9 protein-coding genes and 1 pseudogene are annotated in these 16,356 nt (G+C 46.7%); 6 read left to right on the forward strand and 4 right to left on the reverse strand.

The window, feature by feature from the left end; all coding sequences use genetic code 11:
• Positions 1 to 614: pseudogene (locus tag KKA81_09000) on the forward strand (AraC family transcriptional regulator).
• An 80-nt stretch (positions 615 to 694) separates the two neighbouring features.
• Here KKA81_09000 and KKA81_09005 read toward each other — a convergent pair.
• The 3 genes from KKA81_09005 to KKA81_09015 form a co-directional block, all read right to left on the reverse strand.
• Complete coding sequence (locus KKA81_09005; GenBank protein ID MBU2651060.1) at positions 695 to 3,073, reverse strand: ABC transporter permease; 2,379 nt, start codon at positions 3,071 to 3,073, stop codon at positions 695 to 697.
• A gap of 105 nt (positions 3,074 to 3,178) precedes the next feature.
• Positions 3,179 to 3,925, reverse strand: coding sequence for an outer membrane lipoprotein-sorting protein (locus tag KKA81_09010; GenBank protein ID MBU2651061.1), 747 nt, complete (start codon positions 3,923 to 3,925; stop codon positions 3,179 to 3,181).
• A 67-nt stretch (positions 3,926 to 3,992) separates the two neighbouring features.
• Positions 3,993 to 6,248, reverse strand: a complete 2,256-nt coding sequence (locus KKA81_09015; GenBank protein ID MBU2651062.1) for an MMPL family transporter — start codon at positions 6,246 to 6,248, stop codon at positions 3,993 to 3,995.
• Between the two features lie 157 nt (positions 6,249 to 6,405).
• Here KKA81_09015 and KKA81_09020 point away from each other — a divergent pair, with 157 nt between their 5' ends.
• The 5 genes from KKA81_09020 to KKA81_09040 all read left to right on the forward strand — a co-directional run bounded on the left by KKA81_09020 (position 6,406) and on the right by KKA81_09040 (position 9,097).
• Positions 6,406 to 6,594 carry a hypothetical protein gene (locus tag KKA81_09020; GenBank protein ID MBU2651063.1) on the forward strand — a complete coding sequence of 63 codons (189 nt, stop codon included), beginning with the start codon at positions 6,406 to 6,408 and terminating at the stop codon, positions 6,592 to 6,594.
• Between the two features lie 284 nt (positions 6,595 to 6,878).
• Positions 6,879 to 7,430 (forward strand): RNA polymerase sigma factor, encoded by a 552-nt coding sequence (locus KKA81_09025; GenBank protein MBU2651064.1) that lies wholly within the window; start codon positions 6,879 to 6,881, stop codon positions 7,428 to 7,430.
• Positions 7,431 to 7,438: 8 nt separating this feature from the next.
• Positions 7,439 to 7,873 carry a zf-HC2 domain-containing protein gene (locus KKA81_09030; GenBank protein MBU2651065.1) on the forward strand — a complete coding sequence of 145 codons (435 nt, stop codon included), beginning with the start codon at positions 7,439 to 7,441 and terminating at the stop codon, positions 7,871 to 7,873.
• Complete coding sequence (locus tag KKA81_09035; protein MBU2651066.1) at positions 7,870 to 8,385, forward strand: periplasmic heavy metal sensor; 516 nt, start codon at positions 7,870 to 7,872, stop codon at positions 8,383 to 8,385. The genes KKA81_09030 and KKA81_09035 overlap by 4 nt, the downstream gene beginning before the upstream one ends.
• A 211-nt stretch (positions 8,386 to 8,596) precedes the next feature.
• The gene (locus tag KKA81_09040; GenBank protein MBU2651067.1) at positions 8,597 to 9,097 is read left to right on the forward strand and encodes a hypothetical protein; all 501 of its coding nucleotides are present in this window, start codon (positions 8,597 to 8,599) and stop codon (positions 9,095 to 9,097) included.
• A gap of 14 nt (positions 9,098 to 9,111) precedes the next feature.
• On the opposite strand, the gene KKA81_09045 is transcribed toward KKA81_09040, so the two are convergent.
• A complete protein-coding gene (locus KKA81_09045) occupies positions 9,112 to 16,323 on the reverse strand; it encodes an amino acid adenylation domain-containing protein (protein MBU2651068.1) in 7,212 nt (2,403 codons plus the stop codon).
• Positions 16,324 to 16,356 lie beyond the last annotated feature (33 nt).

The following is a 16,356-nucleotide window of genomic DNA, read 5'->3' on the forward strand; positions in this document are numbered from 1 at the left end:
ATGAATAAATACCAAAAGGAATACATACACAGGATAAACCGTGTTATCGATTACATCGAAAAGAACCTTGATCAGGATCTTGGTCTTGAGAAACTATCGGAAGTTGCTCATTTTTCTCCTTTTCATTTTCACCGGATCTTTTCCGCTTTCATGGGGGAGACCCTGAATGGTTTTATCCGCAGGATCAGGGTGGAAAAGGCTGCCAGCATGCTTTTGAATGAGTACAGGCTTACGGCCGGCTGATGCGCTGGGCAGGGCCCAGGGGACTGCTTGATAACCCGGATTTTAAAACGGTGACTGTGTACCATGACGATCCTACGGTTACGGAAATCGATAAGGTCAGGCAAAGTGCCTGCATTACCGTCGACAGGGAGGTGAAGACCGAAGGGGAATTCGGTAACCTGAAGGTGCCGGGCGGGAAATATGTCGTAGGCAGTTTTGAGATCCTTCCAACGGAATTCGAGCAAGCCTGGAACAGTGTGTGCCTGTGGCTCTCCCAGAGCGGTTACCAGCCTTCCGATGACAATCCTTATGAACTATACCACAACAACCACGACGAACACCCGCAAGGGAAATTTATTGTGGATATCTGTATCCCAGTGAAACCGATGTAATTAAATTCCCTGTTCAAAAAAGGCCATGGCCGGGTAGATTAGGATTATCTCACCGGCTGTGGCTTGTTCTTTTCCATCAATCATTCATACCGCAGGTTCTCAACCGGGTTGCGGTTGTTTTCCTTCCGAACCAAAACTAGGGTTAATGCTGTCACTATCGTGAACAGAATAAGTCCTGCCAGCATAAAGGCCACCAGGGGAAGCGCAATCCGGTAAGAATATGCATTTAGCCAATCCTGGACTATCCATGCTGCGAATGCCAGGGAAATCGCAAAAGCGATCGCAAAAATCCAGCCTGCTTCTTTCACAAACATCCTTTCAATGGCTGAAGTGCCTGCCCCAAAAACCCTGCGGATGGATATCTGCTTTCGTTGCCTTACCACCGAATAATATACCATGCCTCCCAAGCCAAACATGGAGATGATCATTGACAGGATCATGATGATCAAACCCAGCCTCAGCATGCTGATCTCACTGCTGTATTGGCTTTTTACCAGATCTTCCAGGAAATAATAATCAAATCCATACTGTGCTCCCCTGAAAGGTGCCGTGGCTGCCTCAATGTACTGAATGGTCTCGGTTATTCGCTGTGGATTGATCCTGACATAAAACTCCAGGAAGCTCTCGGGGTGGTAGATCATCACCATCGGGTCTACCTGATATTGCAAGGGCATAAAATGAAAATCTTCTGTGATGCCTATGACTGTTGCGGTTGAATTAAATGATCCCAGCAGGAACCTTTCACCCACACGGATATTTCCCAGCATCTTCCTGGCGGTTTGATTGATCACAACAGGGGAAGAAAGACGGTACTCCCCGTCAAAATAGCCTTTCATGTTCATGCTTTCAGGGAAAAATGCACCCTCCTTCAGGGTAATGCCAAATGTTGAAAGATAATCAGGATCGGCCGAAAACAATGCAAAAGCCAGGTCTTTACCTCCTGCTGTACGCTGTACCTTGAACTTGTCAAAGTTGTAGTTTACCGGCGGCTTACCTGATGCCGTTACACGTAAAATATCCGGGTTCTTCAGCAGTTCGTTTTTGATCTCTTCATATTTGTATATAAATCCCTGCGTCTTCACTCCGATGATATTTTCCAGGTCGAGACCTTTGTCTTTGTCCTGCATATACTTAATCTGAAGGTAAATGCTGATAAAGAACATGATAAAGACAAAGGAAATGATCATCTGTAAGGGTGTGATGTATTTGCTTACGTTTTGTCGCATATGCGCCACCCTCACGCCGGAAAGCAGGTCAATTGTGCGGAATGAAGAAAGGTACAGGGACAGGTACGCGCTTGCAATTCCTCCGGTAAGCATCATGGCGCCAAGGAAATATGCCATCAACCTGTAATCGAAATTCAATGATAGCTCTTTGTTGGTCAGGACATTGAAATAAGGAAGAACCGTCATAACAATCAGGATGGCCAAAAGAAAAGCCACCAAGGTATAAATCATATTTTCAGCCAGAAAGTGCAGGATCAGCCTGGTTTTTTCGGAGCCGAACAACTTTTTGATGGCTATTTCCTTTCTTCTTTTTTCCGATCGGGCTGTTGCGATAATAATGAAGTTGAGTCCCGACAGGATCATCACCAGCACCATCCCAACCATAATGATCCTGACATAGCGTATACCGGTGTTCGAAAACGAATGGCGATCGGAAAAATCGGTATGCAGGTGAATGCTTTCCAGGGGTTGGAAATATAGCAGTGTTGGTTCATCCACCCTGCCTTCGAGGTAATTTATAAACTTTCTGAGCTGGGTTTGAGTAATTGTAGCATTTTTTTCAAGCTCAATGTAGGTTACTGTTTCCGCTCTGTCCCAGCGGTCGAATAAACGTGCCAGATACGGATTGCTGTTGTGTGGGGCAAGTGCCTCAAACTGCAGATGAGAGTTATGGGGTACTTCGACGATAGCGGAAATCACATAACGCGTATCGCCGTAAAAGCTCATAATTATCTCCTTCCCCAGGCAATCAGTGCTTCCGAAAAGTTTAAGGGCACATTTGCTTGTTATTACAAGGGAATTGTGATTTGGGAAGTATAATTCCCCGGTCTTTCCAATTTCAGGAAAGCTGAACATCCTGAAGAAATCTTCGTTGGTATATTCAACTTTAACTTTAATCCGTTTATCTCCTGCCAGGAAATCCCTTTCAATGCTTTCTCTCAATACAGGAGCTGCATTTCTTATCTGAGGGTTTTCATTCTTCAAAGCCTGTCCAAGCGGAGCCGGGGTAAGCGTGCTCTTAACGGCTCCATCTCCGTTTACCTTTATGCTTAGTATCCTGTATATTCTATTCGAGTTTTCATGGAATTTATCAAAGCTGTATTCTTCTGTCAGCCACAGATACATGATCAGGCTGAGGCTGATGCCTATTGCCAGGCCGGCGGTATTCAGGATGGCAACCGTTTTATCGTGTATGAAATTGGTGGCAAATAGCCGGAAAAAGATTTTTAACATAAAAGGTTATTCTTAGCTACCACCAATATGGTCATAAATAGCCTTTTTTTTAGGTTAAGTTATATGAATGGAGTGTTTGGGTTTGCAGGAATAAGCTCTGCCGCATTATTTGCTTTCCGGTACCAGCTTCTCCACGGTGAATTCTTCGTCGGATAGATTCTGGTCGAAGATAACTTCTGTCATCAAAATTCGGGTGGCATGATCTTTTTTGAGATCTGTCATTGTCACTTCTTCGGCATTCCAGTATTTTCCTGTTTTGCGATACCTGTAATCGGCTTCTTTTTCCAGGATGCCCTTTTTATTGTAGTAATCGATATGGATGGGGTAATAGTTTGTTTTATCAACTTCCAGGATAAGCTTCGAATAATTCGACTTTTCCGCATCAGGTTTTAGTTCCAGGATGTATGAGTTTTCCCGTGTTTCCAGGAGTTCTGCTTTGTATTCCTGTGCATAGGAACCCACCGACATGTCTTCATAAGAAAAATCAGTTCCTGTAAATGCCTGACTTTTAGCCAGCAGGGATATCTTTTTGGGCTTACCGAAAGCAGGCATGTAAAGCCACATTACTCCATCGGGTAACGATAGTGTGGCAATTCCTGCCTGTGACTCAGGATATGTATAGCGGTATAGCTTTTTGTCGGTTCCTTTTTGCATCATAAACGCTTCCCTCACCTTTTCTTCCTGCCCTTTCTTCATAAGGATGATCTTGACTTGTCCCTGTTTGTCTTTGGGGGCGAATATTACCTGATCGAGCTTTTCAAGGATGGTTCTGGCATCCTGGGAAAAGACGGTCCTCGTTCCTGAAAAAATTATTATGGCAAATACCAACAGGGAAATTCGAATTGAACTCATAATAAAACAGGTTTGTATGATAAAAATATCTTCGATACAAAAATACAAAGCTTAGGAATGGGAAAGGTTAACTTTTTGTTAAAAGGTTTTTTCTTTTTGCCAGGATGAGGATCACCGGCAGTAGTGTGAGGGAACCCAGGCCTGAAAATATCATACTGATCGCGATCAGCAAGCCGAAATATTCAAGAGGTACCATTTCGGAAAACAGCAAGACCAGGAAGCCTGCTGAAACCGAAAGGACATTGATGATGATGGCTTTACCGCTGATCATGATCGTGTCACGCAGCGACCTGTATATATCCTGTCCCTTTTTGTAAGTATGATCGAAATGGGAAATGATATGAATGGAGTAATCTATCCCTATCCCCAGGGCAACGCTGGCAACCAATACAGTCCCTATATTCAGAGAGATACCCAGGTAACCCATAAATCCGAATAAGATGATGATGGACGCTACAATAGGGATGATGGCGAATAATCCTTTAATGAAGGACCGCAATATCAGTCCCACTATGATCACCACAAAAACTATTGCTATGGAAAGACTTGCAAACTGGCTGTTGATAAGGCTTTTATCCATGGTTACATCGACGAAAGGCATGCCTGTGATTTCAATGGAACATGTTTCCGTTGAGTTTTCCAGGATGAACTCCTGCATGTATTTGGCGAATTCCTTCTTCGATTGGTTATCGGGGGAGGTGAATTTAGAGAGGATAATCCCTTCGCTGAGGTCGCTGCTTACAAACCTTTCCAGATATTCCTGTCCGTCGAGCAGAAACCATAGCTGTTCAATCTTATCCCGGTCGGATGGAATATCCCTGCCTTCGCCCAGGGCTTCGTTCATGTCGGCGATGATGTCGACTACCGACTGCGTCGTAAGGATATCGGGGCTTTTTTTCATGTATTCCTGCGTGCGCATCATGGTTTGCAGTACCTCAGGATTTTGCATGTCGCCGCGGAACAACACGAAAACAGGCTTGGAACCTCCGAACTTGCTCACCATAATGTCTTCGGCAACACGCGTGGGATTTCCTTTACGGAAATAATCGCGTATGTTGACGCTGCGCTCTATCATGAAGATACCTCCGGAGCTTAGGATGATCAGCAAGATCCATGCTGTGAGTGTGTATTTCGGGTGCATGTAAAGAAGTCGCTTGATGGGAGAGAGGATATACTCCGTCATGAAGGACTTCCGGTTCCTGCGCCGTTGCCTTTCAATAGCCTTAGCCCTGGGTGGCATGGCGGAGACAATAGCCGGGACAAGAGTGAGAGAGAGCATAGCCGAAAGGAAAGTACCCAGGGCCGTGAAAATCCCAAAATCGCGGATCATGGTGAGGTATGACCCGAAAATGAAGGAAATGAACCCGATCATGGTTGTAAGAGCTGCAAGCAATACCGGTATGAAAATGTATACGAGTGCATGCGTGATCACTTTTTCGGTACTTGTCCCACGCTCTATATTTATCCTGTTAACCACATGGATGGTATATGCACTCCCGACAGCCAACAAAATGATCGGGATATTGTTGGATATCATCGACATTTCATAACCGCTGATCGCCATGATGCCGATGGTCCATATTATCGCGATCGCAGAGGTCAGCAACGGGAGGATTACACCGCGGGCGGTGCGGAAGCTTATCAAAAGCACCAGCGCAATCACGATGAATGAGATAGGGATAAGGGTGATCAGATCCGCTGAGATAAGATCGGAAATGGAGGTCACCATCATGGGGGATCCGGCATAATAAACCTTTTCCGGGATGTCGAGAGCTTCCGTTTTTTGGATCACGGCCTCAGCAACTTCACGTACATCCGCATCTTCGGCAACCGTGAACATCACAACAGTGGCTGTTCCGTCGGCAGAGATAAGATTCCCTCTGTATAAATCTTTCGACATCACCCTGGCCCTCAGATGGTCAAGCTCTTCCTGGGTATCCGGCAGGTCGTACTCATCGATAAGCTTGCCAATCTCCATACCGTATTCACCGGTTTGTATATCCATCATGTTGGAAAGACTTGTAACGGAATAAACCCCGCTTATCCCTGCAATAGTATCGGTAAGCTGCGCGATCCTTTCCAGGATTTCCGGACGGAAAATGTCCTCCGCCTCAAGGATCACCATTCCTATGCTGTTTCCACCGTATTTGTTGCCGATCTCTTTGAGCAGCCTGGCGTCTTTGTCTTCGTCGGGAAGGTTGCTGATAACATCGGAGTTGATTTGTATATTCGGTATCTGGTATCCTGCAAATGCAGTGATTAATACTACCAGGATTATGATCAACCAACGAAAGGTGTATATATTACGGGCTATCTTGTTCATTACAGCAGGATTTTTTCCATGAAAATGCAAAATTAGCAATAATCAGGGCAGATACATGACTTGCCAGGATAATAGTTTTCTGACAGGCGCAAGTTTTCCGTCTCAGAATTGTCTAAACCATGAAAAGCATTTAAAATTCATTATTAAAATCTTAACTATGAAAACATTAGCAAAACTTATGCTGACCGCGGCATTGTCGCTCTTTATCCTGGGATCTCTGAGTGCACAGGATGCAAACGTAAAAGACAACGTTAAGACAACCACAGGCACTTCGGTCACACCCGGAAAATTTGTGGATAACAACAATGACGGAATTTGTGACAATGCCGTAGCACGTGGTAATTAAGGACAAGGCCGGAATTTTGTGGATAAAGACGGAGACGGCGTTTGTGATAACTGGAAAACAACTAATTGTAAAGGGAAAAAGGGTTGTTGCGGATACGGCAGAAACCATGGGGGGAAAGGACAAGGACTAAGGCTCAGGGACGGATCATGCCTGCGTAATGCCGCAGATAAAAATGCAAATCAGCCGAAAACTAAGTAATTTTATATCCAGTCTGGTTAAAATGCAGGAAAGATGGTGAACGTCTTTCCTGCATAATTTATCAATACTGACTAATAAAACGGTTCATGACCGACAGGGAGCTGAAAGAAGGAATCATCAGTAAAGACGGGGATGCCATACGGTATCTGGTTGATAAATACCAGGAAAAGGTTGTCAGGACTGCCTACAGGTATACTGGCAATATGGAGGATGCCGAAGATCTTTCGCAGGAGATATTCCTGGAAATACTACGTTCGGCAGAGAGGTTCCGGGATGAATCGTCCATATCCACCTGGATATACAGGATAACCGTGAATTACTCACTCAATGCCGTGAAGAGAAAAAATGGCTTTCTTAAATTTTTTAGCGGAAGCCGTCTCCAGGAAACAGATGAACCCAATGATATCCGCGATTTCCTGGGAGAAGAAGAGAATGTAAAACTCATTTACAGCAGCATTTCGGCCTTACCCGCACGACAGAAGACAGCTTTCATCCTGCATCGGTTTGAGGATTTGTCATATAAGGAAATATCCGAAGTCATGAAAGTGAGCCTTTCTTCCGTTGAATCGCTGATACACCGTGCCAGGATGAATCTATACGGAAAGCTTGCAGGTCATTTTTCTGAATATATAAAGTAAATACGCATATGGATTGTAAGACATTTTACGGGAAACTGCCGGATTATTTCAGGAAAGAACCGGATCCGGAGTTTAAAAGGGAAATGGATAAGCATATGGAAGGATGCGTTGATTGCCAAAGACTGGCCGAGAGGATACAATCCCTTGAGACCTTGATTGACCGTGAGAAAGAGGTAAAGGTCAATCCCTTCATGACATCCCGCATCCTGAATTATCTTGAAAACAGGATGGCGGTTCCGGAAACACCCCGGATATATTTCTGGAAGCCTGCCCTGGTCACACTTGGCCTGTTGGCGGCGATGGCAGTAGGAATAACCCTTGGAAGCGGCGGCGCGAAGATGACGATGACAGAGGAGGATAGCCTGGATAAGATCCGCTCCGGCCTGTTTGTAAATGATTTCATGGATGAAAATATAAGTATTAACCAAAATCCCGAGCCATGAGACTATCAGGAATGAATTCATTGAACAGAACCCTTTTCTGGGTCTTCCTGTTCCTGGTTGTGATCAATCTTTCCGTGCTGATCTCCTTTTTTGTGCTGGTAAACCGGCAGGAGAAAGCCTTGAGCACTGAGACCCGGGATATCACCGCCGGGATCATCCGCAATGAACTGGATCTCACAGAAACACAAATACCCCGTTTGTGCAGCATACAGGATTCTTTCCGAAATCATGCACAGCCATTGGCATTGGCCATCCGCGAAAAACGAAACGAAATACTGGATCACCTTTACTCCGATGAACCAGACACCCTGGTGTTAAACACCCTGGTCACAGAACTGACCCAGATGCAGATTCAACTCCAGAAAGCCAATATTGATCACTACCTCCAGGTAAAAAGCCTTTGTAACCCTCACCAGAAAGACAAGCTGCACAAAATGTATTGCAGGATCTATGGCTGCCGTGAAAAGGAACATGGCAGGCAGGAACGGCACAGACAGGGATGGAGGGAGTGAGATCGCAGAGATCAGATCGCAGATCGCAGATCGGAGAAAGAAATCGCAGATCGCAGATCGCAGAATAAACGCTCATCACATAATTTCACACTGATAACGAGATATTTATTATTAGTAAAAAATGAATAACTATTTTTATTCCTGAATGGATTTTGTATGTATTTTCCTTAACTTGTAACCCAATACCATTTAATAACCTAAAAAGCCATTCATGAAGACAAAACTTACCTTGTTGATTATCCTGGTCCTTGCCATTGCAGCCGGTGGCTGTAAGAAAAAGAAGTCGGAAGACAACGACCCCAGGCCTTATGCCCTCTTTGCCATCGAAGGGAAAAAGGTGCAATACAACGATTATTCGAAGTTCAAACGCTTCTGCGTTATGTCGCATTTTTGCGGCGATTTCATGCTTAACAAGGATGATGCCGTTAATAACTATATTGGCATCGGCCTGCCCGATCATGTGAAAGCCGATACGGTTTACAAAACCGGCGATCATCATTTTTACCTGATGTATATTAGTCCGGATGGAAATTACTACAGGTCAGGCTCAGGCGGCCATGCCACAGTGAGCATCGATCTTTGGGAAGGCAACGGTGGCTGGGTCAAGGGAAGGTTCTCCGGGTCGCTGCATAATGAAAACGATCCGCTGAACGATTCAATCGTACTCCAGGATGGGTATTTTCAGGGCTTGATCTATTACGTCACAAAATAGACGACTCCTCCCTGTCATGATCCCAGAATATCCAGGATGGTTCCTGCCGTGATCTTCATCAACTCCGGATCCCGTATGATGGAATGGTGATCCCCGGGGATATTGTGCACTTTTATATTCAGGTTACCAAACTGTTCCCAGCCCAGAAGAGGATCGGGATGCAGGCTCTTTTCCGAACGGATCAGATGGATGTTCATCGGGTAATCCGGAGGCGTGTATTTTTTGTATGCAGCATTGAATCGCTCCAGGATGTAAAAATTCCTGTACTTCTCCGGCACTTTTTTACCCAGGATAATGCTTATTCTTCTTATCCAACGGAATTTCATGCGCCGTAACTTACGGGTGAATGTCACTTTATGCTTTTGCGCATTCCACAAAAGCGGTGTCAGCGTGTCAATCAGGATGACGGATTTTACATTTTTACCCTTTTCTGCCAGCTTCCTGGATGTTTCAATCGCTACCAGCCCGCCAAAAGAATATCCTGCAACAACAAATTCTTCCGCCTTAACCTCTTCTGTCAGTTCATCCGCGTAGGCAGATGCGATGGCCTCCACTGTCTTTAGCCGTATCCTTTCCCCGTCCGACCCCTGGGGGATAAATGCCCAGTACGGCCTCTCCCGGCCCAGAAGCTTGGGCAGGTAGTTATTGGCGCTTTCTCCATAGATCATGACCAGCGGTGCCAACCTCCCCTGTGGCTGTATACGGGCAAGATGAAGATTGGATTTTCTTTCCTCATCAAGGCTTGCTTTGTCTTTTTCAGGAACCAACAACCTGCTGAACGACCGGATATCAGGGTGCGCATACAATTCGCGCAGGGGTATGGATAGTTCACCGTAAATATCCGATAACCTCGACAGGAATATTATGGCCGACAAGGAGTCGCCACCAAGATCGAAGAAGCTGTCGCTCACGCTGAAACCGCCGGTTTTTAATATTTCTTTCCAGATATTGTAAAGGTTCTCCTCCGTTTCATTGGCAGGAAGCAATATTTCTCTTGCACCGGTTTGCTTGTTTTCCGGTGCCGGCAACGCTTTTGGATCGATCTTCAGGCTGGTTGTCAGGGGAAAGGATTCCAACCGGATAAATGCCGATGGGACCATGAAATCGGGAAGCCTGGTTTTAAGATATTCCCTGATCTCCTCCTCCGATAAACTGTAGCCTTCTTTTACGGTATAGTAAAATACCAGCCGGTCTTGCTCCCTGACAGGCATGGTATAGCTTTGTGCCAGTTTTTTCATCCCGGCAGCTACGGCATCTACCTCTCCGGGCTCTATCCTGAAACCCCGGATCTTAATCTGGTTGTCGGTCCGGCCAATAAATTTCAGATTTCCTCCGGGATAAAAAGCAGCCAGGTCGCCGCTCCGGTAAACCCTGCTACCGGGAAGACCAAAGGGATCGGGAATAAATTTCTCACCGGTAAGCTGCGGGTTGTTGAGGTAACCGCTTGCAATGCTTTTCCCGCCAATCCATAGTTCACCGGCAACCCCGGGCGGCATCAGGTTGCCGTACGAATCAACGATATAGGTCTTTACGTTTCCAATAGGCCTTCCAATGGGCACGCTGTCGAAGGTCTTTACCTCTTCCCCCGCAAAATATGCGGTAGCTACCACTGTCGTTTCTGTTGGCCCGTATGTGTTTACTACCTGTGGATGGGTTCCGGCATAAGCCATCCATTGCAGGAGGTTTTCTTTTTTGGCTGCTTCACCTCCCAGGATGATGAGGCGCATTGCCTTTTCAAACGATAACCCTTTGCGGATGATCTCACCGGAAATATTGTGCCAATAAGCTGTTGGCAGATCCAGGATGGTGATCCGGTGCTTTTTGCAGAATTCCGTAAATGATTCCGCACTGCTGATCATGTCTTCCGTCCTCAATACCAGGCAACCACCACTGCTGAGCGTCGGGAAGATCTCTTCGGCTGCCGCGTCAAAAGTTATCGAAGCAAATTGCAGCATCCTGTCGCCGGCTCCGAGCCTGTAATTGGCAATGGTTGCCAGGGTAAAGGATATGAGAGCACCGTGACTTACCACAACCCCTTTGGGCTTTCCGGTTGAGCCGGAGGTAAAGATCACATAGGCAGGGTTATCCTGCCTGATCTCCGGCAGCCTGTCCTGAATATCCTCCTGTGAAAGATCCGGTATAAGCTCTTCCGCCACCAGGATATGTCTTATGCTTTCCGGTAGCTTTTCAAGATATTTCCTGTTTGTTAATACTATTCTGAATCCTGTTTCTTCGCAGATGAGGTTTATCCTTTCGGCAGGATATTTTGTATCCAACGGCACATATGCCCCGCCTGCTTTCAGTATTCCCAGGATGGTGATGATCATTGCCGGTGAGCGGTCGATAAGCAGTCCTGCCAGGAAGGGCTGCGACAACCCGAGCGAAAGAAGATATTGCGCCAGCCTGCCGGATGCTTCGTCCAGCTCCCGGTAGGTGAGCATGGTGTCTTCGAATTGCAGGGCAATGGCATCAGGACTTTTCTCTGCCTTTTGACGGAACAGCTCAGGAAAGGTTAAGCCTGCAGGTACTTCCATATCCGTGTTGTTCCAGTCTTCCAGGATGAGCTTTTCAAGCGATACCGGTATAAGGGGTATGTCTCTCAGGATTTTTTCAGGATGCTTTTGCTGATGCAGATGAAATGCTTTAAAACATTCCTGGAATAGCTCCCGGCTTTCGGTGCTTACCTTTTCCGAAATAAGCTGTAGAATGACTTTGCCTTTTTCGTAACGGATCCGGCAGTTATCCTGCCAGCTTGTCCGCTGTAAGCGTGGGTGCCGGTAATAAATGTCTTTTGCAAAGCTGAACGATTCCTTGTTCCTGCGGATCATTCCGCTGATTACCCCGATGTTTTCGGAACAGCTGATGTGGGGATCGGTCTTAATATTCAATGGAACTAACGGAGAATAAAGAATATCCATCCATTTCCGGTTCGATCCGGGGCTTGCGGCGTCCATGACAAGGGTCAGGGAAGGGTTTCCCGAAAGTCTTGCCAGGAAAACGGATACAAGCGCAATGGATGCCTCCTCACTATTGTCTTTTCCTGTCTCCAGGATGATCTCATCAAGAGATCCATCTTCCAGCGGGAATTGAAACCTCTCTGCCCGCGCCAGTTGCCTTATCCAGTATGGTTCTTTCCGGGCTGACTCACGATAGGTTGCGGTAAGCAAAACACTATCGGGCTTGGGGATTTCAGGCATCCTCCCGGCAGGTCTAACCCCGGCCGGCCTGCAAAAATCTTCCATTACCAAGGGCTCCCCGTCGATGGTTCTGATCTTTTCAATGATAATATCCCTGGTTTGTGTGCCTATGGTTATCTCACCGTGATCGCAACCGGTAATCATTCCGGGATATTTGCCCCTGGCATGCTCCGATATCCTGAGTTTTTCAATGATAAACAAATTGTTCTCTTTCCAAAGCTTGGGCGTTCCCAGGTCGTTGTCGAATTTCCCGCGGAACGTCAGGGAGCGGTAAAGGGCATCGATCTGCTCTGCCGTTTGGTTCCAGGATATAACACAGGCATTGTCAGGCCGTTCGTATTTGCCGTGGTAAGTTCTCAGAGAGAGGTCCTGCCTCTGCGGAACAAGTGTTCCTTCCGTAAGGCCGTTGATCAGCTCTTCGAAGCTGCTGACGGCCAGTTCAAAGCTTCTCAGGTCAAGCGAGGAGGCAACATCCCGGTCATTTACAGGAAATGATTTTTGTATCAGTATGTCCCCTGCATCTATTTCGCTGATCACATAATGCCAGGTGATCCCGTGAAATGCTTCCCCGTTCCGGATGGCGTAATGGGATGCAAACAACCCTGCATTTAACGGCAGTAACGAATTGTGATAGTTGATGCATCCTTTTTCCGGTACCTGTATCAGCTCCCCGGGGATAATATAAGAGTTGTTTATGCTGAAAAGATAATCGAATTGTTTGTCTTTCAGGATGTTGGTAATATCTTTGCGGGGGGATAGGATAGCGGTGTTATGCATCCTGGCCCAAACCACCGTATCGGGATCGGAAGAAATGATACCGTTGATCTTCCATCCTTGCCGGAGCAGGGTGGCGGCACACAGGTTAAGGGTGTTGCCGTCGCCCATCAGATAACAGGTATTTACAGATAGACTTTCTATGCCTGACTCTAGCTCCTTAATCGCGGACAGGGGATTGATCAGAACTGCTCCCAACAGCCTGTTGAACCCTTCGGACAGATCTTTGATTTCTGTTTCCTGGAACAGGGAAGTGTCATACTCCATCCAACATTCCAATCCTTCCTTAACCTTTTCTATGTTCAGCGTAAGATCGAACTTGGAACTACGGTTTCCCATTTCTTTTTGCAAAACCTTCAATCCTGAAAACTCCATTTCAGGATTGTACCAGTTCTGCATGATAAACAGGGCCTGGAAAACCGGGTGTACGTTGTTTTCTGTTCTGATGCCCAGGTCTTTTACCAGTTGTCCGAAAGGATAGGCGGTATTTGAATACGCTCCCATACCTGCTTTATGGACTTCCTGTAAAAATTCTTCGAAACCCATACCCGGTTTGATTTCACCCACAAGCGAGATCATGTTGGTAAAATAACCGATCAGATCCTCGGTCTCTGAGGGTTTCCGGTTTGCATAGGGCGTTCCGACAAGGATGCGATCTTCGTTGAGGTATTTATGCAGGAGAATAAAGTAAACACTCAGCAGGGTAATGAAAGGACTGGTTTGATAACGGGCAGCCAGTTTGGAAACCTGACCGGATACTTCTTCCGGGATGATCCACCAATATCTTTTTCCTGAACCGGGACCTTCCCTGCGGGATTTATTCCTGAAAAGTCCTGCCGGGTCCGGTCTGGGTGTAAGGACACGCTCCCAGTATTCTTTTTCCGGCCCCATATGTCCCGAACGATATTCATTCCATTGCCACTCTGCATAATCCACGTTTTGTATCCTGAGTTGACCGGACAGGGCTTGTGTGCCATCAGCGACCGAACTGTAAATTTCCTTCAAAGCTCTGAAAAGCACTCCCATCGACCATCCGTCGAAAATGATATGATGTATGGAAAAATTAAGGTAATACAGTTCTTCTTCCATTCTGACCAGGTGGAACCTATATAGAGGGCAAAGTTCCAGGTCAAATATGTGATGAGCCAGCTCATCCAGGATCTTTTGGGTTTTGGCATGATTCAAAGGATCATGATGCAGATCGCTGAACGGTAAATCCAGCGGGCTGTCTTCGTGGATGACCTGAACGGGTAATCCGTCCTGTACCGGGAATGATGTCCTCAGGTCCTCAAAGCGCCTGATAATGATTTGGATTGATTTCCTGAGAATTTCACGATTCAGGGTACCTTCAATCTTTATTTGCAGGACGATATTGTGCGATATCCTGCCTTCGTCCATCTGGTGGAGGAACCAGAGTTCCTGCTGGGTCACCGACAGGGGGTAGGAGGGAAGGTTGCGCGGTATGGCCGGGATCACCTGCCGTTCATGAGCAGACTTGCTGTTCAGGATTGTGGCTGTTTCTTTTATGCTTGAATGCTCGTAAAATTCCTGCACGTTCAGGGATATTCCAAATGTTTCGGATATCCTGGAAATGATCATGGCTGCCTGGATGGAGTCCCCGCCAAGCGTGGCAAAGCCGGCATCTGTGCTGATAGTATTCATATCCAGGACGGAAGCCCAGATGTTCTGTAGTTTCTGTTCGGCTTCATTGGAGGGTGGCACATGATGGCTGTCCGGCAGATTCTCAAATGTCATTTCCTTCAATGCCTTTCTGTCTGTCTTGCCCGCGCTGGTCCTGGGAAATTTTTCCAACTGACGGTAGTATGCCGGAACCATATATCCTGGAAGATAATGGCTGATAAAGCTTCTCAATTCTGATGCCGGCAATGCTTTGTTATCCCGTGTGGTGTAGAATAATCTGAGTTTTTTCACATGGCCGTCATCAAAATCGATGACGGCATTATCGGTGATCAGTGGGTGTTTTTCAACAACAGCTTCAATGTCACCCAATTCCACCCTGTATCCGCGTATCTTCACCTGGAAATCGTTACGTCCGGCAAACTCAATGTTCCCGTCTTCCAGATAGCGGCCTGTGTCGCCTGTCAGGTAAATACGTGCCGATGGATCTGCACGGAAAGGATCCTGGATAAATTTCCTGTCTGTCAGCTCCGGGTCGTGCAGGTACCCACGGGCAAGGCCGGGTCCGCCGATGACGATCTGCCCGCTCTCCCCGGGGCCGGCTTTATGGAAATTTTCGTCTGCCAGGGTTACCTCATAGCCGGGAACAGCCTTTCCAATGGGTGTCCTGCGATCCGGCTCCGTTGCGTGTTCAAATTTGTAAAAAGTGGCGCAAATAGTAGTTTCTGTGGGTCCGTAGCCGTTGATCACTATCAGATCTTCCGATTTATCCCTGATTCTTTGCAGGATGCTTTGACGAATGGGTTCAACACCCACCAGCAAGCGGCGGAGCGGGAACAGCTCTTCCCGCTTTTCCATGGCATTAACCAGTTCCGAAAGGATGGAGGGAGGAAAATAGGCGCATTGGATACGGTTCCTGAAAAGGTAATCAGCAAAATCCTGAACGTTGATCAGGTCTTCTGTCTGTAAAAGATGCAGGCTTCCGCCGAAAGGTATTGATATGAAGAATTCCCATACAGAAACATCGAAGGTAAAGGGAGTCACAGACAAGCAGACCTCCGCGTCTCCGGGGGGAGCAACCGTGTTGAAACCCTCCAGAAGGGTCATCAGCGCCCGGTGTTCGATCATAACACCCTTGGGAATGCCCGTAGAACCTGATGTGTAAATGACATATGCCAGATCATCCGGCATGACATTAACCCTTGTGGCTGGATCATCTGCTTGCTGCGCCGTTAAACTGATATCCCCGAAAGTAAGAACTTTAAAAGATCCTTCTGGCAACGAATTTCTGTGTTTTTCTGAGGTAAGGATAGTTCCTGTGCCGGAGTTGGCAATGATCAGGTTCCTTCTTTCGGGGGGATAAGCAGGATCTATGGGCAGATAGGCTCCTCCGGCCCTTAAGATGCCAAAGATGCCGGTGATCATCTCCGGGGACCTGTCGATAAAAAGACCAACAATACTGTCTTTACCAACCCCTTCCTGCCTGAGCCGCCGGGCTATTTTCGCCGATTCAGCCTCAAGCTCACCGAATGTTATTTCCTGTCCGTAAAAATGTAAAGCAATCCGATCAGGATGCTGTTTAGCCTGATTTTCAAAAAGCTCTACGATGGTTTTCATACATGCTGGTATTCTTCCTGGTTACTTCTGATA

It is taken from the genome of Bacteroidota bacterium (assembly GCA_018831055.1).
GTDB lineage: Bacteria > Bacteroidota > Bacteroidia > Bacteroidales > B18-G4 > M55B132.

Coding starts and splice junctions, on each gene's coding strand:
- KKA81_09045 (MBU2651068.1), bottom strand. CDS start 16,323: ATGAAAACCATCGTAGAGCTTTTTGAAAATCAGGCTAAACAGCATCCT.
- KKA81_09005 (MBU2651060.1), bottom strand. CDS start 3,073: ATGTTAAAAATCTTTTTCCGGCTATTTGCCACCAATTTCATACACGAT.
- KKA81_09010 (MBU2651061.1), bottom strand. CDS start 3,925: ATGAGTTCAATTCGAATTTCCCTGTTGGTATTTGCCATAATAATTTTT.
- KKA81_09030 (MBU2651065.1), top strand. CDS start 7,439: ATGGATTGTAAGACATTTTACGGGAAACTGCCGGATTATTTCAGGAAA.
- KKA81_09035 (MBU2651066.1), top strand. CDS start 7,870: ATGAGACTATCAGGAATGAATTCATTGAACAGAACCCTTTTCTGGGTC.
- KKA81_09040 (MBU2651067.1), top strand. CDS start 8,597: ATGAAGACAAAACTTACCTTGTTGATTATCCTGGTCCTTGCCATTGCA.
- KKA81_09020 (MBU2651063.1), top strand. CDS start 6,406: ATGAAAACATTAGCAAAACTTATGCTGACCGCGGCATTGTCGCTCTTT.
- KKA81_09015 (MBU2651062.1), bottom strand. CDS start 6,248: ATGAACAAGATAGCCCGTAATATATACACCTTTCGTTGGTTGATCATA.
- KKA81_09025 (MBU2651064.1), top strand. CDS start 6,879: ATGACCGACAGGGAGCTGAAAGAAGGAATCATCAGTAAAGACGGGGAT.